Here is a 20,655-nt window from a genome sequence, read left to right as displayed (position 1 = left end):
CGCTGACGGAGCGGTCGATGCGCATGGCGAGGAGCCCCCTATTCCTTCACGAAGCGAAGAGCCGATCCATTCATGGTGTGCAGCACATACACACCAGGCGTCAACGCGCGCACGTCGAGGGTGGGGGTCTTGGGCATGTCCATCACGATCTGGCCTTGGGCGTTGTATACCTGCCCGGCCAATGGCTCGGAGAAGTGCAGCACATCGCTGACCGGATTGGGCCAAATGGTTGGGGATGGCTTGGAGAGGATAGGGACGGACACAATGCCGCAGGGATCGAGTACGGTGACCTCATGCATGGGGTAGGGGAAAGACATGGGTGCCTCCGGGTTGCCCCATTGCCCAGTGGTGGGTGCGAGTGTTTGAAAGGAAGGGGTCGGACCTACGATGTGTTGGTAAGCGATCGGACCGACGTTGCACAGGTCGCTGCCGTTGAGTGCCACCCTTGCAAAGCTGGCCATGGGGAGATCGGTGCCTTGTGTGCCACCCAGCCAAGCGTGACCCGCCCCATCCAAGGCGATGCACATGCCTTGGTTGACATTACTCACTTCGCCAACGCTCATGGCCTGCTCCACCTCGCCATCCGCTCCAATGGATGCCAGCACCCATTGGCTGTTGAAGTTTCCGAAGAGCACCCATGAACCGTCCGTGCGCTGCACCCATCCAGCAGGAACGTCGTTATCAGGCGTTCCGTAGAAGCTCCAGGCTTGTGGTTCGCCATCCGTACCAATGATGGAACGGCCCAAGGAATGGGTGCCGAGGGGCCCGCCCTGGATGCGTGCCCAGATCTGCACGGTGCCGTCAGGCTGCGGGGCCACATGCTGAAGCAGTATCGCGCCACCTGTAATGCCGCTCAGCACACGGTGGGTGGCGATCATTCCCCCTGTTGCGTCAAGGTGCATCAGCATGGCATCGCCATCGTGTTTTCCCACAGACCATATCGTCCCATCGGTTGCCACCCCGATGCTGTAGATCGTCGCTTCGGAGGGCAGCAGATGCTCCCGGCTCCATAGCAGGTCGCCATCGGCGCTGAACTTGGAGAATACGGGCCGGTACGGCCCATTGCTGGGGTCGGTATAGATGGAGGCGCACAACAGCAGGGACCCATCGTCCAGCACGCGGCTCACCAATGCCGTTTGGTCGTGGTTCCCGGTGACCCCATTGGCCCAGACCAGCCCGCCATCCAGGTCGTACTTGTGCACCACGCGCATCATCGTCTCGTCAGACGCGCCGATATTGCCCACCAGGTAAAGATGGTCGCCATGGCGGTGCAGATTGTGCCCCATGTGGGTCACCATAAGCGGGCGCAGGCACCACACGGTGTCCCCCGCCGCATCGAGCCTTGCCAATGAGGCGATACCCGCATGAATGGAGATGAACGCGCCACCATCATCGGCGGGCTGGATGCCATAGACGCCGGATGGTGTGGGCAGCTGCCAGGAGCGCATGAGGTCCTGTGCGTATGCACCGCCCAAGGCCGTGTTCAGGATCAACAAGGCGCAGCGGAACGTGTATCGGTGGAAGTGCATGATGTATGTTGGTTTTGAAAGTGTTACGTGGATAAAGCGTGGTCACCGGATCGCGGGTGGCCCGCTCCCGGATGTGCACCAATGGACCGGTGCGATGGCGAATACCGACGCCAGGTGCTACTGCTTGCTGAAGCGTACCACGCGGGTGCCGCTGGTGGCGTCGCTCAGGAAGAGATAGCTGCCTGTTTCCAGACCGGATACATCGAGGGTCTGCACGCCGGTGAAGGCGAACGAACCCGTGCGCACGAGGCGCCCGTGCAGGTCGGTGATGCGCCAGGGAGCGGCGTCGAGGCCGTCCACCATCAAATGGCTCGTGCAGGGATTGGGGTAGGCCAGCACGGTGCGGCCATCGTTCACCTCCGAGATGCCGACCATCGCATCCACGAAGGCGCGTACACCGGAACTGGAAGCCAGGACGACCGGATAAAGCGGGGCTTTGTTCCAGAAGAGGATGTCGCCTTCATCGCTCCACACCTTGGCGAGGTCGGGATAATTGCCCAAGGTGGTCTGCAAGGTGCCGTGCCCGGTGTAGGACCAGGTGACGTTGTCGGGTCCGTCATTGTCCACGTAATCGTCCGAGAAGGAGTTGCCGAAGGCCAAGGGGAACTGGAGCACCTTCTTGGTGTTGGTGTAGAGCTGGATGTCCGTGGGCACCTTGTCGGCCACCACGTACATGCCGCTGTTGTCGATCTGCAGGTACATGTATGTGGTGCCAAGGCCGGTGATGTTCAGCTCCCAGGCCCAATTGGCCGCTGGGTAGTTGGCCGCGTAGGGGGTGCCGGTCGCCGGCCGGAAGTGCATGGTGCCGATGGGCTGCCAGGTGGCGCTGGTGAGGTTCCAGGTCTGGTTGATGCCATCGCTGGGCGGCACGGAGGGCGCCCCCGAGGTGAGCAGGTAGATGTTGGTCTGCACGCCGGTGGGACTGATGTCGCCGTAGGTGAGCGTCACTTGGGCGTCCAGTTGGAGCGAGGCGAGCAGGCAGGTGAGGAGCAGCGTAGAATTTCGGACCATTTTGGGGGTGTGTGAGGTTCCCCAAAGGTGTGCGGCCGTTCCACCCGGCCGCAATACCACTTTCATGCGAACCGGACACCCGGATCAGCGCGGATAGAGCTTGTTGAGCGCGTCGGTGCGCGAGCTCACCTGCAGCTTGTCGTAGAGGTTGCGGACGTGGGTGCGCACGGTGTCCATGCTCACCTGCAGCCGGTCGGCGATCTCCTTATAGCGGTAGCCCTGGGCCAGTTGTTCCAGCACCTGGCGTTCGCGGTCGGTGAGGCGGTGGATCTCCGGGCTGGGCGTGCGCTGGCGTTGGAAGGCCTGGATGACGCGGCGTGCGATGCCGGGGCTCATGGGCGATCCGCCCACGTGGATCTCCTTCACCGCGATCACGATACGTTCGGGTGCGGCGTCCTTCACCAGGTAGCCCGTGGCGCCCGCGCAAAGGGCCTCGAAGAGGTGGTCGTCGTCGTCGTGTACGGTGCAGACCACGAACTGCATCACTGGGAAACGCGCCTTGGCCTGCCGCACCGCTTCCACCCCGTCGATCCCCGGCAGGTGGATGTCCATGATCGTCACATCGGGCCGCTGCTGGTCGAGGGTCTCCAGGAAGCTTTCCGCACGCTGATGCACGCCAACGATGGTCAAGTCCTCATCGTCCGCCACCGCATCGGCGATGGAAGCTGCGAGGATCTCGTCGTCCTCCACGATGGCCACCCGGATCGGCATGTCTCAAAGGTCGAGCGCGGCGACCGGCCCGGCAAGCAGCAGGCGGAATCCGCCCTCGATCCGTGGCCCTGCCTCGCACGTGCAGCCCAGTTCCGCCGCGCGTTCGCGCATGTTGCGCAGACCATGGCCGCCACCCTGCACCGCATCGGCCTTGCCCCGCCCGTCATCCTCCACCACCAGCTCGAAACGATCCCCCGCGATCCTGAACCGCAGGGCCACTTCCGCGGCGCCGCTGTATTTGCTGGCGTTGTGGGCCGCCTCCTTGGCGATGAGGTAGAGCGCACGTTTCGCCACAGGGCCGATGGGGCGTTCCGGCGGAGGCATGGGGAAGTCCACCAAGCAGCGCGTTTCCGTGCCTTCGAAGAGGTCCTGTGCATGGTCGCGGATGCGGATCAGCAGTGTGGCCAGCTCGCCGCCGCGCGGATCGTTCACCCACACCACATCGCGCAGGCCGTCCATCAGTTCCTGCGAGAGGGCCTTCATGCGGCCCACGGGTTCCGAAGGGACCTCACCGGCATCCGCGCGTTTCTCCGCCTGCCTGGCCAGTGCGGTGATCCTGGCCAGACCACTGCCGAGGTCGTCGTGCAGGTCCTGCGCGATGCGCGCCCGGATGCGCAATTCCTTCACCTCCTGTGCGGAGCGCTCCATCCGGCGTTCGATCCGCTGGCGGTAGCCCAGGAAGATCGCCCCGCCGAGGCCCGCGATCGTGAGCATGCCCAGCAGTGCGAAGAAGACCGGCGACGCGGTGAATGGCAATGGTACGTTGATGCGCAGCAGCGCGCGAGGCGCGGACCCCAGCCCATCGCCGTTGATGCCGGCCACCTCCAGCACATAGGCGCCCGCCGGCATGTTGGTGAGTTGTATGGGCTGCCTGGCCGGATGTGTGCTCCAGTCCGCGTAGCCTTCGATCCGGTATCGGTAGTGGTTCCGCGCGGGCGCGGTGAATTCCAGAACGGCCAGGTCGATGCGCAGGTGGTTGCGGTCATGGGGCAGCACCAGGGTTTCGCTGTCGGCCAGCGTGGTGATGTCGATCGTCTCGTCCTGCGCGGCCATTCCGGTGATCACCACGTGTGCCGTGTCCCGATCCAAGCGAATGCCGCCGGGCATGAAGTGGTTGAAGCCGTTGATGCCGCCGAAATAGAGGCGCCCGCTGGCCGATCGGTGCCAGGCCATCGAGTTGAACTCCATGCTCTGGAGACCATCCTGCGGGCCATGGGTGACGAAGCGCTCCTGGCGCGGATCGAAGTGGCACAGGCCGCGATTCGTGGAGATCCACCAGGTGCCATCGCCGGCCGGCAGCATGGCGTAGAGGTATTGGTCGGGCAGTCCATCATGCACGGTGTAGTGGCGCTTCACCGCAAGGCTGGCGCCGTCCAACAGATAGAGGCCGTCGTTGCCGGTCATCCACACGTCGCCGTCCGTTGCGATGGCGACCATCGTGAAGCGCACATCGCGGTGGAAGGGTCCGGCCGGTATGCGCGCATCCTGGCTCCACACGGTGATGGGCGCCGTGGCATGGCACAGGAAGATGCGTCCCCGAGCATCGATGGCCATGTGATCGGGCACGGTGCCCATGCTGTCCATCCATTGTACCAAACGGATGGAAGGCAGGGCTTCGGCCTCGATACCTGATGCCGCATGGCGCATGGCGCGAAGGCCATGGCGGTCCAGCAGCACCATGTCGCCGTCGCTGCCACGCGCCAACGCGTTGCCTGGGAGTGCGCCCGGCTCCAGGAGCGATCGGCCACTGCCCGGCTCCAAGGCGAACACCCGCCAGGGATCGCGCAGCCAGATGGTCCCATGTCGGTCGGTCCATGGACCGATGAGGTCGTGGTGGACCATGGCGCGGCGCGTACCGGCTGGAAGATGCAGGGGCTCGAGCGTGTGTGTGTGTTCATCGAAAAGCGCGAAGCCACCCTGGTAGAAGTTCACCAGCACGCGGTGATCGTCCCAGGGAGCGAAGCCACGCACGAACCAGGAGAAAGGCTCCCATGGCAGGCCCTGCCCGGGCATGGCGCGGCCGAACTTGATCCGTTGCGGCGCTATCTTGAACACCCCCTTGCCGTCCGTGCCCACCCAGATGTTGCCCTGCCGGTCGGGTGTGACCATGGTGATGTTCAGCGGCCGGTCCGTGGGTGGCAGCAACGGATACGATCGGATGATGCGCAAGGCCGTGTCAAGCACCGCTACGCCATGTCCGGAACTGCCCACCCAGATCCCGCCATCGCCCGCGATAGCCCCCAGCTTCTTCACCGATGGACGGTCCATCCAGGCCTGGGTGGTGGCTGGCAGCGGCTCGCGGCCCCGGGTGGGCGACCAGAGCCAGGCACTTTGGTCCGAGAGCATCAGCCAGCGATCGCCTAGTGGGACGAGGTCCATGGTGCGACCCTGTTTCTGTTTCGGCAGTGTCACCACCTGCTCCCGGCCATCGGCCTTGATGGTGAGCAGGGTGTCCGGCAGGAGAAATTGGGTGATGGCGCCGCTGGTTCCATCGAGGTGCATGGCGTAACAGGCCTGATGCCGCAAGCGTCGCAGCCGTTGTCCCTGTGGACCGATCCACAACAGATGGCCACTGAGCGGCGAGTAACAGACCTGCACACTGCCCGTGTTGCCCAACATCATCCAGCAGCCATCCTCATCAGGTGTCAGCCCCGTGGCATGCCGGCTCGAACGGCCCGTGCGGCGGTCCAGCACGTCCAATCCGCTGCGCGTACCAACCCACAGGTGGCGCTCGTCCTTTTCCGCCAGACCCCAGATGCTGTTGTGTGAGAGCGTGGTGCTGTCGCGCGGGTCATGCTTGTACACCACGAAACGCTGCCCGTCGAAGCGCGCCAGGCCATCGCCGGTGCCCAGCCAGATGAAGCCGTCGCGGTCCTGCAGCACATGGTTCACCATGCTCTGCGGCAGACCGTCGGCCACGTCGTAGCGCGTCACTTCGGCCTGCTGCGCGGCAGCGGTGAAGGCGAACGGATAGAGGAGAGGAGAAAGGCGGCGGATCAAGCCCGGGAAAGGTAGTGGGACGGAGGACCTCGCGGAAGTGCCTGCAAGATCACTCCCGCACAAAACGCATCACCTGTCCTTCATCCGTGCGCAGCAGGTACACGCCGTGCGCGAGGGCTTGCACGCTGATCCGATCGCCAGGCGGCACCTGCATCACCATTCTGCCTTGTACATCGTGAATGCTTCCTGACAAGTCCCGGCCGAAGTGCAGCATGCCGGAGGTGGGGTTGGGGAAAAGGGTAGTGGTGCCCGTTGCCGTTCTATCGGACACGCCTGTGGTGGCGTTCCCGGTCAAGCGCAGGATCCCATGGCGCAACTGGCCGCTGTAAGTGCAAATGCTGCCTCCCAGCAAGATCTCGTTCTCCGGGAGCACGGTGATCGCGTGGACGGTTCTTCTGGTAGAGTATGGCCCCAGGCCGTTCACGGGGAATGTGGTGTCCACACTGCCGTTAGGATGAAGCCTCACCAGTCCCGAATAGGGAAGCCCATCGAAGGAGGAGAACCAACCGCCTACGAGGATCTTACCATCCTGGTCAAGCGCGATGGTCTCCACATACAGATCCGGCCCGGTCCCGATGTCGAAGGTCATATCGCGGGTGCCATCGGGCAGGGTACGGAACAGATAGGGCACCGGCAGCATGTCAACGTGTTGGAAATAGCCACCCACCAGCGCTGCGCCATCGGGTTGCACAGCGATCGCCCGGACCATGCCCGTTACGGCAGGGTGGTGCACGTCGGGGTCCCTGCTCCCGTTGGGCAATAAGCGCACAAGGTTGTGGGTGGTGGTCCCGTTGTACATATGGAAATTGCCTCCAGCCAGGATCTTCCCTTCCGGTAGCAGCCCCAAGCTCTGGATGGTTCCACCAGCGGGCACACCGGTGCCCGGATCGAAGCTCGGGTCGAGCGTCCCGTCCGGCATCAATCGGGCGATGCGTGGTGTATAGGTGCCGTTGTACAGACCGAACAAGCCCCCTATCAATATCCGGCCTTTATCGTCAACCATGATATCGTATACCACTTGGCTGGTGCCGGATCCCGAAAGGAACCCTGGATCGACCCCACCGCTGGGAAGCAACCTGGCGATACAATTCGCCGGGACCCCATGGATCGATTGGAAGTAACCGCCCAAGAGGATGCGGCCCTGGGCGTCCACCACCACCTTGTTCACCGTATTGCTGGCTCCACTTCCCCAGGAGCCGATATGCTGCAAGCCACCGTTGGGGCCGAGCATCGCCAGGCGCTGGACCAATGTGTCATTGAATGCGCGAAAAGTCCCACCGATCACCAAGCGGCCATCGGGCAGACTGGCGATGGAATGCACCTTGCCACTTGCCCCGCGTGCCGGATTGTGGCCAGTATCCAGGCTTCCATCGGCATGCAATACCACCATGCAGCTTCTGGGCTGGCCCTCCCATTGGTTGAAGTAACCACATACGGCGAGTCTGTCATCTGGTAAGGGCAGCATGTCATTCACAAGGAATTCCTGTACGATCGGTTGGAAGGTGGGATCCACATCGCCGATCGGATCGATGCGCGCGATCCTGGCAGGAGGTCCACCTGCGGGGAGGTTCAACGTGCCTGCGATGTATGCGCTTCCATCGGGCAGGGCGCGGATCCGGACAATGCTCCCGGGTGGGACCAGGGGTGAGGCGAATTCGGGCACCAGCCCGCCATGGCTTTGCAGCCGGGCCAGTCTTGGCATGGGAACATCATTCACGATGCTGAACTGCCCTCCGATCCAAAGGCTGCCGTCAAGGCTTGCGGCGATGGCGGTCACGGTGCCGTTCGCGAATGCTTCGAAGGAAGGGTCCCTTTGGCCGTAGGCGTCCAGTCGTATGATGCGGCCCACGGGGTGGCCATCATAGGACGTGAAACTTCCAGCCATGAGAAGGGAGCCGTCCGCCAGCGGAAGAATGTCCAGCACAACACCTTCCGTCACAGCGATCCCCGTGGCGTAGTCCATGTCCAGAGCCCCGTTGGGATGAAGTTTCGCGACACGACCCCTTGGCACGCCTTGGTAACTGGTGAACGACCCGGCCACCACGATGCTGCCATCGGGCCAGAAGGCCACCCGGCTCACGTTGCCTGTGGCTTCGGTACCTGCCAAAAACACGGGGTCCGTGCTTCCGTCCTGGAGCAATCGGGCGGCCCCCTTCACCACTAACCCGTCCATACCCATGGTGTTGCCCACTACGATCATCCGGCCATCCGGCAGCACGGCCATATCGGTTACCGGCGTGTGCTGGTGGATGGGCGTGGAGAATGAGATATCCACCCGGCCGGCCATGTCCATACGAACCACATGGTTGGTGGGGTGGCAGTTGTAACGGTCGAACTTGCCCGAAACGATGAGATCGCCCGTAGCACTAAGACCTATCCGATGTGGGCTTGGAGCGTCCCACGCATAGAAGGGATCGGTATACTGGAAGCCCGCTCCGAAAGCACCATCATCCAACGGATTGAAAGAGGGGTCCACACCACCATACTGCGCATGTGTGCCGCATGCACCAGCAAGTGCGATCGTGAAGGTGATGGAACGATGCCGGACCATGCCGCTGCGGTTCATGGAGATGGAAGTTACCGCTTCTTGCGAGGCAAGACCGATCCGCCTTGGCCATGCGTCACCCATTTCTATACCCCTCTGAACGCACGAACGGCGCCCCAGTGGAGCGCCGTTCAAGAGGGTGTGATAGGTAGGTCAGGACGGGTCTGGACTCACGGCTCCACCTGCGAGAAGGTCAGCTGGCTGTTGTAGATGTAGTCCTGCATGTTGGGGTACTTCACACCTTCCATGGACAAGTTGCCATCGCTGGTGAAGCGCAGTTTGCCGCCGGACTTCGATACGTAGACCTTGCCACCCGTGGCCCGGTAGAAGTAGTTGCCGAAGGTGCTGCTGTTCTGGTCCTGCACATCCAGCTGCACCCGCATCGAATCCGGGTGTGCGGTGGTGTTCTTGGTGATGAAGTAGGCCTTGTACCCGCCCTCCGCCACCGCGGCCCTGACATCCAAGTTGGAGTCGTCGTTGAACACACGCAGTTGGCAATAGCCAAAACCCAGGTCGGGGAAGGGCTTGTTCACGCCCATCTGGTTGGCCAGGATGTTCACGTTGACCCCGTCCATGCTGCTGGCATTGTCCACGTTGTTGATGCGCCAGTAGCTGGTGGTGGGCGGTGTGAAGGTGCCGCCTCCGCCACCTCCGCCACCGTTGCCTCCGGAGGGCGGTGCAGGGCTGTCTTCTTTGGCGCAGGAGAAGCAGGATAGCAGGGCGAGTAGGGCGATCGTGTGGCGCATGGTGCTTTGTGAAGGATGGGCGAAGCTGCGTTCCGGACCCCGCTCAGGTCAATACCACTTTCATGCGAAGCACAACCCTCGGTCCGCCGGACTCCGTCCGGCTTTTTGAAAGTGCGCAGCGCCGCTCGTTCCGCCTGCCAACCGCCCTATCCCTCAAAGGCGGAAGACCACTTCCACGCCTTCGCCTCGCGCACCAGCCCAGCCTTCACGGGATTCTGCCGGATGTAGTTGACAACCGTGCGGTAGTGGTCCTCATCCCGGATGTACCGATCGAAGTATTCACGATGCCACACCGGAGCGGGGGGTCTGCCCCAATGCTGCTGACGCCATCGGCTGATGCGCAGGCCCGTGAACTTCTTCCACGAGGCCATGCTGGTGCTCATCGTAATGCCGTTCGCGGGCCGCATGAGGATATGCACATGGTTGGGCATGATGCACCATTCATGCAAGACATACCGCGATCCAGCGAAATGGAGCAGACTCTCCTGCACCATGTTGGCTACCTCGGTTTCGCGCAGCACGCAGTCGCCGTGGCCGGCATCGAGGTAGGTGCTCACGCGCCGTTCCTTTTCCGCATCGCGCAGAGCGGGAGGGATCGCCTCCAACGCCTTCGCCATTTGTTCCACCAGTAGTTTCGGGAGGCTGTCCGCCAGATGCACACAGATGTGCTGGATGTGGTTCTGGCTTTCCAAATGCGGATGGTAGCCACGGTCCCACCAGATGGGTCCACCGGGTTCAACACCGGGTCTGTTCAGGCGGCGGTCATGCGGTCGGGGCATAGAGCGAAGCTAACCGCAGCATTCGTCCTATGAAGTCCAGTGAAAAGCGCAAGGTCCCACCTCCCGGTAGAATGGGCCGAACAGCAGCCAGCCCGGGGGGCTGGTCAAAGTCCTGGTCAGGGAAATGTGCGCTGGCTGTGTTGGTCGTATACGCCGGACGGAGTCCGGCGAACCCATCACTCCGCCAGCACCAGCACGGTATTGCCCATCACCTCCACCACGCCGCCGTTCACAGGAAAGGTCTTCTCACCCTCGGCGGTGGTCACCTTCACCTCTCCGGCCTTCAGCACGGTGATCAATGGTGCATGGTTCTCCAGGAAGCCCATGCCGCCATCGATGCCGGGCACACCCACATAGCTGGCCTCGCCCTTGTACAGGACCTTGTCGGGGGTGATGATCTCTACGCGCATGAGTGGTTGTCAGTTGTTCGTTGCCAGTTGTCAGTGCCGCTGCCGGACAAATGACAACCAAGCACTAAGCTTTGGCCGCTTCGGCCAGCATCTTCTTGCCGGCTTCGATGACATCCTCGATACGGCCCTTCAGGTTGAAGGCGGCTTCGGGGTATTCGTCCATCTCGCCGTCCATGATCATGTTGAAGCCCTTGATGGTCTCCTCGATGGGCACCATCACGCCGGGCAGGCCGGTGAACTGCTCGGCCACGAAGAAAGGCTGGCTCAGGAAGCGCTGCACGCGGCGGGCGCGGCTCACGGCCAGCTTGTCCTCCTCGCTCAGTTCGTCCATGCCCAGGATGGCGATGATGTCCTGCAATTCCTTGTAGCGCTGGAGGATCTCCTTGACACGCTGGGCGCAGCGGTAGTGCTCCTCGCCCACGATGGCGGGGGTGAGGATGCGGCTGGTGGAATCGAGGGGGTCCACCGAGGGGTAGATGCCCAGTTCGGCGATCTTACGGCTCAACACCGTGGTGGCATCGAGGTGGGCGAAGGTGGTGGCGGGGGCGGGGTCGGTCAGGTCATCCGCCGGCACGTACACCGCCTGCACCGAGGTGATGGAACCACGCTTGGTGGAGGTGATCCGCTCCTGCATGGCGCCCATTTCGGTGGCCAGGGTGGGCTGGTAACCCACGGCGCTGGGCATGCGGCCCAGCAGCGCGCTCACTTCGGAACCGGCCTGGGTGAAGCGGAAGATGTTGTCCACGAAGAAGAGGATGTCCCGGCCACCGCTCTGCTCGTCGCCATCGCGGAAGTACTCGGCGATGGTGAGACCGCTGAGGGCCACACGAGCGCGGGCGCCGGGGGGCTCGTTCATCTGGCCGAACACGAAAGTGGCCTGGCTGGTGGCGAGGTCGTCGTAGTTCACCTTGCTCAGGTCCCAGCCGCCCTCCTCCATGCTGTGCTTGAAGTCCTCGCCGTACTTGATGATGCCGCTTTCGATCATCTCGCGCAGAAGATCATTCCCTTCGCGGGTGCGCTCGCCCACGCCGGCGAACACGCTGTAGCCGCTGTGGCCCTTGGCGATGTTGTTGATCAACTCCTGGATCAACACCGTCTTGCCCACGCCGGCACCACCGAACAAGCCGATCTTGCCGCCCTTGGCGTAGGGCTCGATCAGGTCGATCACCTTGATACCGGTGAAGAGCACCTCGGTGCTGGTGCTGAGGTCCTCGAACTTGGGGGCCTCGCGGTGGATGGGGTAGCTCTTGCCGGTGCCCACCTCCTTCATGCCGTCGATGGCCGCGCCGGTCACATTGAAGAGGCGGCCCTTGATGGCGTCGCCCACGGGCATGGCGATGGGCTGGCCCATGCCTTCCACCTTGGTGCCACGACTCAAACCGTCGGTGCTTTCCATGGAGATGGCGCGCACCGTGTCTTCGCCGGTGAGCTGCTGGGTCTCCAGCACGAGCGTGCTGCCGTCAGCGCGGGTGATGTGCAGGGCATCGTAGATGTTGGGCAGCTCTTTGCCGCTTTCGAAACGAACGTCGACCACGGGTCCGATGACCTGGACGACCTTTCCGATGTGCTTGGCCATGAGGAAGTTGTGCTGTTCTGAATGGGTATTCCCCGGATTTCGGCCGCGAAGGTAGGGCTTGCTCCCGAATGCGCGAACGATGTTGGCAAGTCGCCAATGGTCCCGCGCAAGTGGCAGCGCCGATCGCAGGTCGGGTGGCGCAAGCCCAGGTTCGTGGGAGGTTGCCCGGAGCCGACCCCCAACTCCTCAACCTGCCTGCCGGCGGCCTTCCCGCTGTCCAAGCGTTCATACACCGACCTTTGCCGCCCATGCGCGTCCACGCCGACATCGCCAAGATCCGCGATCTGCGCCGGCCAGTGCTCACCACGGGCACCTTCGACGGGGTGCACCGTGGCCATCGCATGGTGTTGGACCGGCTGTTGGAGCTGGCCCGGCGCGAGCAGGGTGAGAGCGTGCTGCTCACCTTCCATCCGCACCCGCGCATGGTCCTGTTCCCCGAGCATACCGACCTGAAACTGCTGAACACCCCACAGGAGAAGGCGGCCTTGTTGGAGGCCGCCGGACTGGACCACCTGCTGATGACGCCTTTCTCCAGGGCCTTCTCGAATCTGAGTGCGGAGGATTATGTGCGTGAGATCCTCGTGAAGGCCATCGGGGTCCATGCCGTGGTGATCGGTCACGACCATCGCTTCGGCCGGGACAGAAGCGGAGACCTGTCCCTGCTGGCGAGTATGGGGCCGCACCATGGGTTCCGCGTGGAGGAGATCCCCGCGCACGAGGTGGACCACATCACCGTGAGCAGCACCAAGATCCGCCATGCGTTGGCCGAGGGCGAGGTGGCCGTCGCCAGGGAATTGCTGGGCTACGGCTACCCTTTGAGCGGGGTGGTGGTGAAGGGCGACCAGCTCGGTCGCACGCTCGGCTTCCCCACGGCCAACATCGGTGCCATCGATCCGCACAAGCTGGTGCCGGGCGACGGCGTGTACGCGGTTTCCGTGGAACTGCGGACGGGAACGTTCCAGGGCATGCTCTACATCGGCCAGCGGCCCACCGTGCCGGGCGGCGCTGGCAAGCGCGTGGTGGAGGTCAATATCTTCGGCCTGGACGAAGCCTATCGCACCGGGGAACGCGATCTGTACGGGGAGGCCATCACCGTGCGTTTCATGCATCGGATACGCGGCGACATGCGCTTCACCGGGCTGGAGGCCCTGAAGGAACAATTGGCCCGCGACCGTGAAGCCGCGCTGGCACGACCCATGGCACCATGAACAAGCTCCTGCCGATCCTGCTGCTGGCCACCTTGCCCTGGGGGCGGGCCTGGGCGCAACCGCTGTCGCGGTCGGGCTTGGATTCGGTGCGCACCTTTCGCAGCGTGGAGCGGGCATTGAAGCATGACGGCCCTGTCTACCGGCTCGATCTCAGTGGCCGCAAGCTGAAGGCCGTGCCCGAGGAGGTCCGCGCCATGAAGGACCTCAACGCCCTGGACCTCTCCGGCAACCGGCTGCGCGACCTGCCCGACTGGTTGGGAGAACTGGAGAACATGCAGGAACTCCGCATCGCACGCAACAAGCTGGTGGAGATCCCCAAGGGCATCTGCAAGATGCGGCACTTGAAACGGCTGGACATGAGCCGGAACAAGATCCGCAGCATGCCGAAGTGCATGGGCAAGCTCACCGAACTGGTCTCGCTGGACCTGTGGAGCAACGATCTGATGGAGTTCCCCGAGGAGATCGAAGGCATGCAGGCGCTGCGCTTCTTCGATCTGCGCGCGATCCAGTTCGAGCAGCACGAGATGGACCGCATCCAGGAACTGCTGCCCAAGGCCAGGATCTTCTTCTCGCAGCCCTGCAATTGTGGCATGTAGGGTTGAAATGGCGGGAAGTTGATCGGTTGGAAGTTGATGGAAGGCTGGACCCTGATCGAGGCGATCGCCGTGGTGGGCAATCTGGCCTACACGGTGCTGATGATGCTGAACCGCCGCCTGGGCTGGCTGTTCGGCATCGCGGCGTCGGCACTGGGTTGCGCGTTGTTCTGGCACATGCAGGTGTACGCGCAGGTGGGCCTCAACGCCTTCTATGTGCTCATGGGCGCTTATGGTTGGTGGCAATGGGGCCAGGGCCGCGGTGGCGAGTTGCCCATCACGCGGCGTGGGCCGCTCTTCCATCTGCTCATCCTGCTCGCCGGTGCCATGGCCACGCTGCTCCTTGTCCACGCCGCGCGCTACTGGCAGGATGCGCAGCATGTGGAACTGGATGCCACGGTCACCGCTTTCAGCCTGTTGGCCACTTGGATGCTCGCGCGCAGGATACTGGAGAACTGGGCCTGGTGGATCGTCACCGACAGTGGAGCGATCGTGCTGTACCTGCTGCTGGGCCTGCACTTCTACGCCGCGTTGTACGCCGTGTACGTGGGGCTTTCCATCGCGGCGCTGGTGCGCTGGAAACGGGAATGGCGCGCATCTCAGGCGCTTCAGCCCGCGGAGGAAAGGTCGCCGTGAGGCCGCTTCAAGGGCCGCTCGTAGAAGACCGTCACCATCAGCAGCAACAGCAGCAGGTAGATGCTGTCCTCCAGGGGAATGGTGCCCATGCGGATGCCGAGGTTGTGCGCATCATTGTACCACACCACGGGTTCGGGCAGCACGGATCCGGTGAGCACGCCATTCACGAGGAAGAAGGGGATGAGGCTGATGCCGTAGCCCACATAGAAACGACCCAGCCAGGCGGGCCTGTGCAGGAAGACGATCCAGGCGAGGAAGACCGCCGTGCCCAGGAAGGTGATGGAGGTATAGAGCCTGCCAAGGTTCAGCAGACCGATGGCGGTGAGTACCACGATCAACGCGATGCTCAACGGGCGCGCGGCCCTGCCCAGGATGTCACGCTTCACGAAATGCCGCATCACCTCGTAGAGGAACAGGCAGGCGTAGGGTATCATCAGGAAGAACAGCCACTCCTCGATGGGCATGCCCCAGAGTCGTGGCCCGGCCAGATAGCGGTCGTTGAAGCCCCACACGCCGTGCGCGGTGAAGAGCGCGTCCCACACGATGAACACCGCGCCGGCCACCGCGATACCGGCGAACAGACCCGGCCATTTGCGGTGGAAACGGATGCGCGGCTCGAAACTGGCCAGCAACGGAAAGGCGATGCTGCCAAGGTCGAGCAGGAGGTAGAGATAGCGCTCCATGGACGGTGGCAAAGGAACGCCACACCCTTCCGATGGTTCGGCTTCAGCGCGCGCCGTGGTCCACCTTGATCATCCGGTGCGCCACGGCCCGATCGCCCTGCACGATGTGCAGCAGGTACGCACCGCTCGCCAGTCCGGGCGCGGGGATGCGCAGGTTGTGCAAGCCCGCTTGTGGCACCAGGAAGCCCTGTTCCAGCACGATGCGGCCCGCTCCATCGAGCAGGCGCATGGTCAGCGGCCCGCGCTCCGCGATGGCGAGCTGCAGGTCGATGTGGTCGAGGAAGGGGTTGGGGTAGGCGCCGATGAGCAGGGGTTTGATCTCCTGCGGCAGCCCCGTGACCAGGAAGGGGCGCGGCATCAAAGGGGCTGGAACGCCGATGATGGCGGGACTCGCCACGCTGGGACCTGCCGCGCTCATCAGGTGCCGGCTCATGTCCACCGTGAAGTGCGCCCCCGCGAAACTTTCCTGACCGTTGGGCTGAGACACGTCGGGCACGAACCACCGGTCGCCCTGCACGCGCTGGTGGTTCACGTCGATCACCAGATAGCCGCGCTGGCTCAGGTTCACGTATTTCATGTGCGGGTTCAGGATCTGGATCAGCGCACTGGGGATCGGCAGGTCGAAACTGGTGGAGGTGATGCTGGTGGTGACGAACTCCACCCCGGCCGAACCCGCACCGGACGATGGGTTGTAGTTGGCGTAGGGCAGGTCATTGGCCCAGGTGGTGTGGATGTCGCCGGTGAGCACCACCATGTTGCGGATGTTGTTCTGCATCACGTGGTCGTACACGCGCTGGCGTTCGGCCGGGTAGCCGTCCCATTGGTCCTGGTTCACGGGCACACCGAAGGCGAGCAGGGGCGCCACCATCACCTGCTGCCCCAGCACCTGCCAGCGGGCCATGTTGCCGCTCATGCCCCCCGCCAGCCATTCGAACTGGTCGGCGCCGAGCAGCTGCCTGTCGGGGTCGTTGTTGGTGAAGGTGCTCTGCTCGTCGCGGCCGACCAGCCGGGTGTCCAGCATGTGCAGCGTCATCAGGTCGCCGAAAGCGAAACGGCGGTAGATGCGCAGGGTGTCCTGCGGATCGGGCAGGCGCAGCGGCATCCACTCGGCATAGGCGCGTATGGCGGCGCTCTTCCGCGCGAACCAGTCGCCCTCGCCGGCATTGTGGTTCTGCGCACCGCCGTACCAGCTGTCGTTTGCGCTCTCGTGGTCGTCCCACACCGAGAAGAAGGGATACTGCTGGTGCAGACGCATCAGGTCGGGGTCGAGCTTGTAGTGCGAATGGCGGATGCGATAATCGTTCAGCGAGAGGATCTCCACCGGCGGATCCAGCGGGCGCTCACCGCCGAACTGGCCGCTGCCGTACTCATAGATGTAATCGCCGAGGTGGATCACCGCGAAGACGTCGTTGCGTTGCGTGATGCGCGCATAGGCATTGAAGTATCCCGCAGCGTAGTTGCTGCAAGAGACCACGGCGAAGCGCAGGCTGTCAACACCGGTCCCCACCGGCAGCGTGCGCGTGCGTCCCCGCACCGATCGCGCTTCGAGCGCCTCGAATTCGTAGTAGTAGAAGGTGAAGGGCTGCAGCCCGCCCACGTCCACCTTCACCGTGTGGTCATGCGTCGCGAGCGCGGTGGTCAGACCTTCGGCCACCACTTGGGTCATGCCGGTGTCGAGCGCCATGCGCCAAAGCACCTCCACTTCCTCCAAGGGGCTGGTCACGCGCGTCCAGATGATCACCCGGTCCGCTTCCGGGTCGCCACTGGCCACGCCGTGGAAGAAGGGCTCCAACGCGGGGTCGGGACCGCTGCGCAATGGGTCCACGGGTCCATCCTGCTGCGCGAAGAGCATTGCCGGGACCAACAAGGGGAGCAGGGTGAAGGGACGCATGGCGGGATCGTCTTGTGCCACAAGGGTAGCACGAAGCGTGTTACCCCGGATCACGGCGCGTGTGAATTAACCGCTGAAGATAACCGCGCCGGCGACTCAGTTCTTCACGAAGCGCAGGGGCACCGCAACACCATGGTGCGGCAGGGTGATCAGGTATGTTCCTGCCGCGAGCGGACGCACATCCAGGCGAAGGCCGCCATCGATCCGCGTGGTGGGAAGTTCCACGCTGCGGCCCGCCATGTCCGTAAGGCGCAAAGGGACCGCCACCGTCAGGCCTTCGGCCAGGATCATCAGATCGTCGCGCACGGGGTTGGGCAGCAGCGTCACTTCCGGGAATGGATCGGTTACGGGCATGCCGGTGGTGAAGTCGGTGATGGCCGCATGGGGCAGCTGCCCCATGTTGCTGCTGGTGAACAGCCCGCCGTAGTAGATCATGCCGTTCTTCTCGAACACCGCTTCCACCGGTGCGTTGTGGAAGATGCCCGGCGTCACGGCACCTGTGGGCATGTGGTACATGGCCAGGTGCGTGCCCATCACCATCATGTCGCCCACGCCGAACGATCCCCCAAGGATGAGTTCATCGGCGCGCCTGGCGATCGATGCGATGTGCGCCTGGCCGGGATCCACATCGAAGAACTCCGGGCCGATAAGCGTTTCCCAGGCCATGTCGTTCGCGCCGATGCGCGCCAGGCCGAAGGTGCTTTCGCCGAGCACCTTGATGTCGCCCCCCGCGTACAGCTTGCCGTCCACCGCCAGCAGCGCATGCACGGTGGCGTCCAGTCCATCGGCGTATTGGTGCCAGTCCACGCCATCGTACTTCGCCACATACAGCATCAGCGGGTCGATGATCGACACGGGCTGCGTGAAGGCACCGCCAGCCACGAGGGCGCCATCGAAAGTGGTGAGCGTGAGCACCGCATCATTGAACGGACTGCCCACCGGGTTCCAGGAATCACCGTCCTGCCGCATCACGGCGTGCGTGGTGTTCGCGAAGCCGGTCGATTCGCCCGCCACATGCAACGTGCCGTCGAACCAGTGCAGCGCGTGGATCGCGGGGTCCATGCCGTTGAAGACCAGTTCGTACTGCCACGTCGATCCGTTCCAATGCGCCAGGTCCGCCTCCCCGTCGAGGAAGCGACCACCCAGCCAGATGTCATTTCCCATGGCCAGCGCGCATTCCGGCGAGCCGTTCACGATACCGGTACCCACGGGAACGAAGGCCATGTCATTCCAGACGGCCACGCGGGCGGCCGCGTTGCCACCCGCTTCGGTGAAATCCCCGGCGATCACCACATGCTCGTTGGGCCGCATCGCGATCGCCTTCACCGGGCCGTTGGTGCCACCACCCCAGGGGAAGGTGGGGATCGCGGGCGGGTAGCCCGGTTGGATCCAGGCGAGTTCATCGGGGGTGAAGCCGTGCGCACCGGCCCACGCGGTGATCTCGGGCCACAGCGGGGAAGCGGGCATGTCCATCACGTAGGCCAGGTTCATCTCCGAGGAGATCCGTTCGGCCAGGTCGCGATGCCCGCTTTCGATCATCAGCCAGCCCACGGCGCAGGCGGTGCCGAGCGGATCGATGAAGACCGGGTGGCGTGCGGGCAACAACTGGTTGCGTGGGAAAACGCCGGTGGCGGCGTAGTCGCCCAAGCGATGCAGCAGCATGTCGCGATGCTCGAACACTTCCGCGGCGAAGCCTGCCGGCCGATCGCGCAACAAGGCGTCGCGGACCAGAAAAAGATGCTGCGCGATACGTGCGTCGTCATCGTGGAAATTGGTTGACACATCCAGGAACGCCCATGGATGATCGTTCCAGCAGGCGTTCACTTCCGTCAAGTGCTGCGAGAGCGGTGCATGTTCGCCGTGCGGGATGGTGGCTTGTGCGCTGGCGGACAGTGCTGAAGCCAGGAGGAGTGAGCAGGTGCGTGTCATGGCGATAGGGTGATCGGTCGGCGGGAAGACGCGGCGCATGCGGTGGTCCGCTGCCCGGCATGTGACCGAAAGTTACTTTGTGGCCAGCGGGAATGTGCCCGACCGACCCATGCCCATCATTCCTGTTCGTATCGCCATCGTGGGCCCAGAAAGCAGTGGCAAGACCACCCTTGCGGAGCAGTTGATGTTCCGAGGTATAGGCGGCTTGATCAATGACGCCACGCGGGAATACCTGGACGAGTTGGAGCGGCCCTACACCGAGGAGGACCTGCTGGAGATGGCCCAAGGCCATGCCCAGTGGTTCGGCGATGCGGCCGGTCTCGCCGAGGAGCACCACCAGGCCATCCATGGCAAGGACACCATCGCCAGGCGCGCTCCCCGCAAGCCGACCCTCTTCGATACCGACATCCTCAACATCAAGATCTGGAGCCAGGAGAAGTTCGGTCGCGTGCATCCGGAGATCGAGCGGCTGGTGCGCGAGCTGAAGTACGACCTGCGCCTGCTGTGCCGTCCGGACATCCCCTGGGAACCCGACCCGCTGCGCGAGAACCCGCTCGACCGCGACCGCCTGTTCGCCGTGTGGGAGCGGGAGATGAAGGCGTATGGCTTTCCATACGTGATCATCGAAGGGGACCCTGAGGAACGCGTACAGAAGGCGGTGGATGTGGTGGAGGCATTGATGCGCGGGGCGGCGAGTTGATCGGTAAGGCTGGTTGTGACAATGAACGCAGCGCTTCGTCGTTCATCGATCGTGAGACTCAGCATCACATTGTTGATTGCGTTGATGGCGATCGGTGCCGGATTGGTTCAAGCCCAAGTACACATTGGGCCGGAGATGCGAGGAGTGTACGTCTCGGACTACAAGGCTGTACTGCTGGGTTTGGCCGTGAGCGCTTCGGGCAAGCTGGGTTACCGCTTGTCATGGCGGGCCGATGCGGGTTGGTGCATACCACGCACGGCACGGGTCCACCAGGAATATGGACCTCGAAATCTCGCGGTGGCGGATACCAATTCTCGTGTGACCCAAGGCCGGTTCCGGTCCGGGCTAATGGGTATCGCCGCTGGTATCCAAGGCGACCTTCGCGCTGGGAGTGGTCCGCGTGGACCGTTCTGGGAAGTAATGGCCGCATTCGATGATCTTACCTACTGGAGCGAAACCACCACGCGCTACACGTATACCGGGGAGGTAAGGGAAGGTCGGGGCACATCGCATCGGGCCTTGCTGTCCTTACGTGTGGGTGGCGGTTATCGAATGCCCATGGGACCGGGTCAATTGCGTTTCTCCTTGATGGCAGCTCCACTCGCGTTGGAGTTCCACAGGTATGGTGGGAATACCTACACGACCTTCCCGATCGTGGGGATCGGTGCGGCCTACCTGTGGCGCTCAGGTTCCTGAAAGGAACGAACA

The 20,655-nt window shown here is 63.4% G+C and carries 17 protein-coding genes; 5 read left to right on the top strand and 12 right to left on the bottom strand.

Annotated elements, in window-relative coordinates:
• Positions 1–38: 38 nt before the first annotated feature.
• The 9 genes from KIT10_08895 to atpD all read right to left on the bottom strand — a co-directional run bounded on the left by KIT10_08895 (position 39) and on the right by atpD (position 12,307).
• Positions 39–1,529 (bottom strand): hypothetical protein, encoded by a 1,491-nt coding sequence (locus tag KIT10_08895; GenBank protein ID MCW5899375.1) that lies wholly within the window; start codon positions 1,527–1,529, stop codon positions 39–41.
• A 117-nt stretch (positions 1,530–1,646) separates the two neighbouring features.
• The gene (locus tag KIT10_08890) at positions 1,647–2,540 is read right to left on the bottom strand and encodes a T9SS type A sorting domain-containing protein (protein MCW5899374.1); all 894 of its coding nucleotides are present in this window, start codon (positions 2,538–2,540) and stop codon (positions 1,647–1,649) included.
• Between the two features lie 84 nt (positions 2,541–2,624).
• Positions 2,625–3,251 carry a response regulator transcription factor gene (locus KIT10_08885; GenBank protein MCW5899373.1) on the bottom strand — a complete coding sequence of 209 codons (627 nt, stop codon included), beginning with the start codon at positions 3,249–3,251 and terminating at the stop codon, positions 2,625–2,627.
• A gap of 3 nt (positions 3,252–3,254) precedes the next feature.
• The gene (locus tag KIT10_08880; protein MCW5899372.1) at positions 3,255–6,251 is read right to left on the bottom strand and encodes a hypothetical protein; all 2,997 of its coding nucleotides are present in this window, start codon (positions 6,249–6,251) and stop codon (positions 3,255–3,257) included.
• A 49-nt stretch (positions 6,252–6,300) separates the two neighbouring features.
• Complete coding sequence (locus KIT10_08875) at positions 6,301–8,817, bottom strand: hypothetical protein (GenBank protein MCW5899371.1); 2,517 nt, start codon at positions 8,815–8,817, stop codon at positions 6,301–6,303.
• Positions 8,818–8,966: 149 nt separating this feature from the next.
• Positions 8,967–9,542 (bottom strand): hypothetical protein, encoded by a 576-nt coding sequence (locus KIT10_08870; GenBank protein MCW5899370.1) that lies wholly within the window; start codon positions 9,540–9,542, stop codon positions 8,967–8,969.
• A 146-nt stretch (positions 9,543–9,688) separates the two neighbouring features.
• Positions 9,689–10,321: a transposase gene (locus KIT10_08865; protein MCW5899369.1), complete on the bottom strand. Its 633-nt coding sequence runs from the start codon at positions 10,319–10,321 to the stop codon at positions 9,689–9,691.
• Between the two features lie 176 nt (positions 10,322–10,497).
• Positions 10,498–10,731, bottom strand: a complete 234-nt coding sequence (gene atpC / locus KIT10_08860) for an ATP synthase F1 subunit epsilon (GenBank protein ID MCW5899368.1) — start codon at positions 10,729–10,731, stop codon at positions 10,498–10,500.
• A gap of 64 nt (positions 10,732–10,795) precedes the next feature.
• Positions 10,796–12,307, bottom strand: a complete 1,512-nt coding sequence (gene atpD / locus KIT10_08855; protein MCW5899367.1) for a F0F1 ATP synthase subunit beta — start codon at positions 12,305–12,307, stop codon at positions 10,796–10,798.
• A gap of 248 nt (positions 12,308–12,555) precedes the next feature.
• On the opposite strand from atpD, the gene ribF reads away from it, so the two are divergent.
• From ribF to pnuC, 3 genes are read left to right on the top strand one after another with little or no spacing between them, the layout of a single operon-like run.
• Positions 12,556–13,515, top strand: coding sequence for a riboflavin biosynthesis protein RibF (gene ribF, locus KIT10_08850; GenBank protein MCW5899366.1), 960 nt, complete (start codon positions 12,556–12,558; stop codon positions 13,513–13,515).
• Positions 13,512–14,111 carry a leucine-rich repeat domain-containing protein gene (locus KIT10_08845; GenBank protein ID MCW5899365.1) on the top strand — a complete coding sequence of 200 codons (600 nt, stop codon included), beginning with the start codon at positions 13,512–13,514 and terminating at the stop codon, positions 14,109–14,111. Before ribF ends, KIT10_08845 begins: the two co-directional genes overlap by 4 nt.
• Before the next feature lie 36 nt (positions 14,112–14,147).
• On the top strand, positions 14,148–14,744 hold the full coding sequence (gene pnuC, locus KIT10_08840) for a nicotinamide riboside transporter PnuC (GenBank protein ID MCW5899364.1): 597 nt from the start codon (positions 14,148–14,150) through the stop codon (positions 14,742–14,744).
• On the opposite strand, the gene KIT10_08835 is transcribed toward pnuC, so the two are convergent.
• The 3 genes from KIT10_08835 to KIT10_08825 all read right to left on the bottom strand — a co-directional run bounded on the left by KIT10_08835 (position 14,717) and on the right by KIT10_08825 (position 19,247).
• Positions 14,717–15,427 carry a lycopene cyclase domain-containing protein gene (locus tag KIT10_08835; GenBank protein MCW5899363.1) on the bottom strand — a complete coding sequence of 237 codons (711 nt, stop codon included), beginning with the start codon at positions 15,425–15,427 and terminating at the stop codon, positions 14,717–14,719. The two genes, pnuC and KIT10_08835, sit on opposite strands and share 28 nt — an antisense overlap.
• Before the next feature lie 43 nt (positions 15,428–15,470).
• Complete coding sequence (locus KIT10_08830) at positions 15,471–17,318, bottom strand: alkaline phosphatase D family protein (protein ID MCW5899362.1); 1,848 nt, start codon at positions 17,316–17,318, stop codon at positions 15,471–15,473.
• A 96-nt stretch (positions 17,319–17,414) separates the two neighbouring features.
• Positions 17,415–19,247: a T9SS type A sorting domain-containing protein gene (locus KIT10_08825; GenBank protein MCW5899361.1), complete on the bottom strand. Its 1,833-nt coding sequence runs from the start codon at positions 19,245–19,247 to the stop codon at positions 17,415–17,417.
• 109 nt (positions 19,248–19,356) lie between these two features.
• Between KIT10_08825 and KIT10_08820 the strand changes: the two genes are divergently transcribed.
• Positions 19,357–19,947, top strand: coding sequence for an ATP-binding protein (locus tag KIT10_08820; protein MCW5899360.1), 591 nt, complete (start codon positions 19,357–19,359; stop codon positions 19,945–19,947).
• Between the two features lie 420 nt (positions 19,948–20,367).
• Positions 20,368–20,643, top strand: coding sequence for a hypothetical protein (locus tag KIT10_08815; GenBank protein MCW5899359.1), 276 nt, complete (start codon positions 20,368–20,370; stop codon positions 20,641–20,643).
• The last annotated feature ends 12 nt before the right edge of the window (positions 20,644–20,655 follow it).

The sequence above is a fragment of the Flavobacteriales bacterium genome (genome assembly GCA_026129465.1).
Taxonomy (GTDB): domain Bacteria; phylum Bacteroidota; class Bacteroidia; order Flavobacteriales_F; family PHOS-HE28; genus PHOS-HE28.
The sequence above is the reverse complement of the archived record's forward strand: the minus strand, read 5'-3'. Positions and strand labels throughout refer to the sequence as shown.

Coding starts and splice junctions, on each gene's coding strand:
- KIT10_08835 (MCW5899363.1), bottom strand. CDS start 15,427: ATGGAGCGCTATCTCTACCTCCTGCTCGACCTTGGCAGCATCGCCTTT.
- KIT10_08865 (MCW5899369.1), bottom strand. CDS start 10,321: ATGCCCCGACCGCATGACCGCCGCCTGAACAGACCCGGTGTTGAACCC.
- KIT10_08890 (MCW5899374.1), bottom strand. CDS start 2,540: ATGGTCCGAAATTCTACGCTGCTCCTCACCTGCCTGCTCGCCTCGCTC.
- pnuC (MCW5899364.1), top strand. CDS start 14,148: ATGGAAGGCTGGACCCTGATCGAGGCGATCGCCGTGGTGGGCAATCTG.
- KIT10_08815 (MCW5899359.1), top strand. CDS start 20,368: ATGGCCGCATTCGATGATCTTACCTACTGGAGCGAAACCACCACGCGC.
- ribF (MCW5899366.1), top strand. CDS start 12,556: ATGCGCGTCCACGCCGACATCGCCAAGATCCGCGATCTGCGCCGGCCA.
- atpC (MCW5899368.1), bottom strand. CDS start 10,731: ATGCGCGTAGAGATCATCACCCCCGACAAGGTCCTGTACAAGGGCGAG.
- KIT10_08845 (MCW5899365.1), top strand. CDS start 13,512: ATGAACAAGCTCCTGCCGATCCTGCTGCTGGCCACCTTGCCCTGGGGG.
- atpD (MCW5899367.1), bottom strand. CDS start 12,307: ATGGCCAAGCACATCGGAAAGGTCGTCCAGGTCATCGGACCCGTGGTC.
- KIT10_08870 (MCW5899370.1), bottom strand. CDS start 9,542: ATGCGCCACACGATCGCCCTACTCGCCCTGCTATCCTGCTTCTCCTGC.
- KIT10_08830 (MCW5899362.1), bottom strand. CDS start 17,318: ATGCGTCCCTTCACCCTGCTCCCCTTGTTGGTCCCGGCAATGCTCTTC.
- KIT10_08885 (MCW5899373.1), bottom strand. CDS start 3,251: ATGCCGATCCGGGTGGCCATCGTGGAGGACGACGAGATCCTCGCAGCT.
- KIT10_08820 (MCW5899360.1), top strand. CDS start 19,357: ATGCCCATCATTCCTGTTCGTATCGCCATCGTGGGCCCAGAAAGCAGT.
- KIT10_08825 (MCW5899361.1), bottom strand. CDS start 19,247: ATGACACGCACCTGCTCACTCCTCCTGGCTTCAGCACTGTCCGCCAGC.
- KIT10_08895 (MCW5899375.1), bottom strand. CDS start 1,529: ATGCACTTCCACCGATACACGTTCCGCTGCGCCTTGTTGATCCTGAAC.
- KIT10_08875 (MCW5899371.1), bottom strand. CDS start 8,817: ATGAACCGCAGCGGCATGGTCCGGCATCGTTCCATCACCTTCACGATC.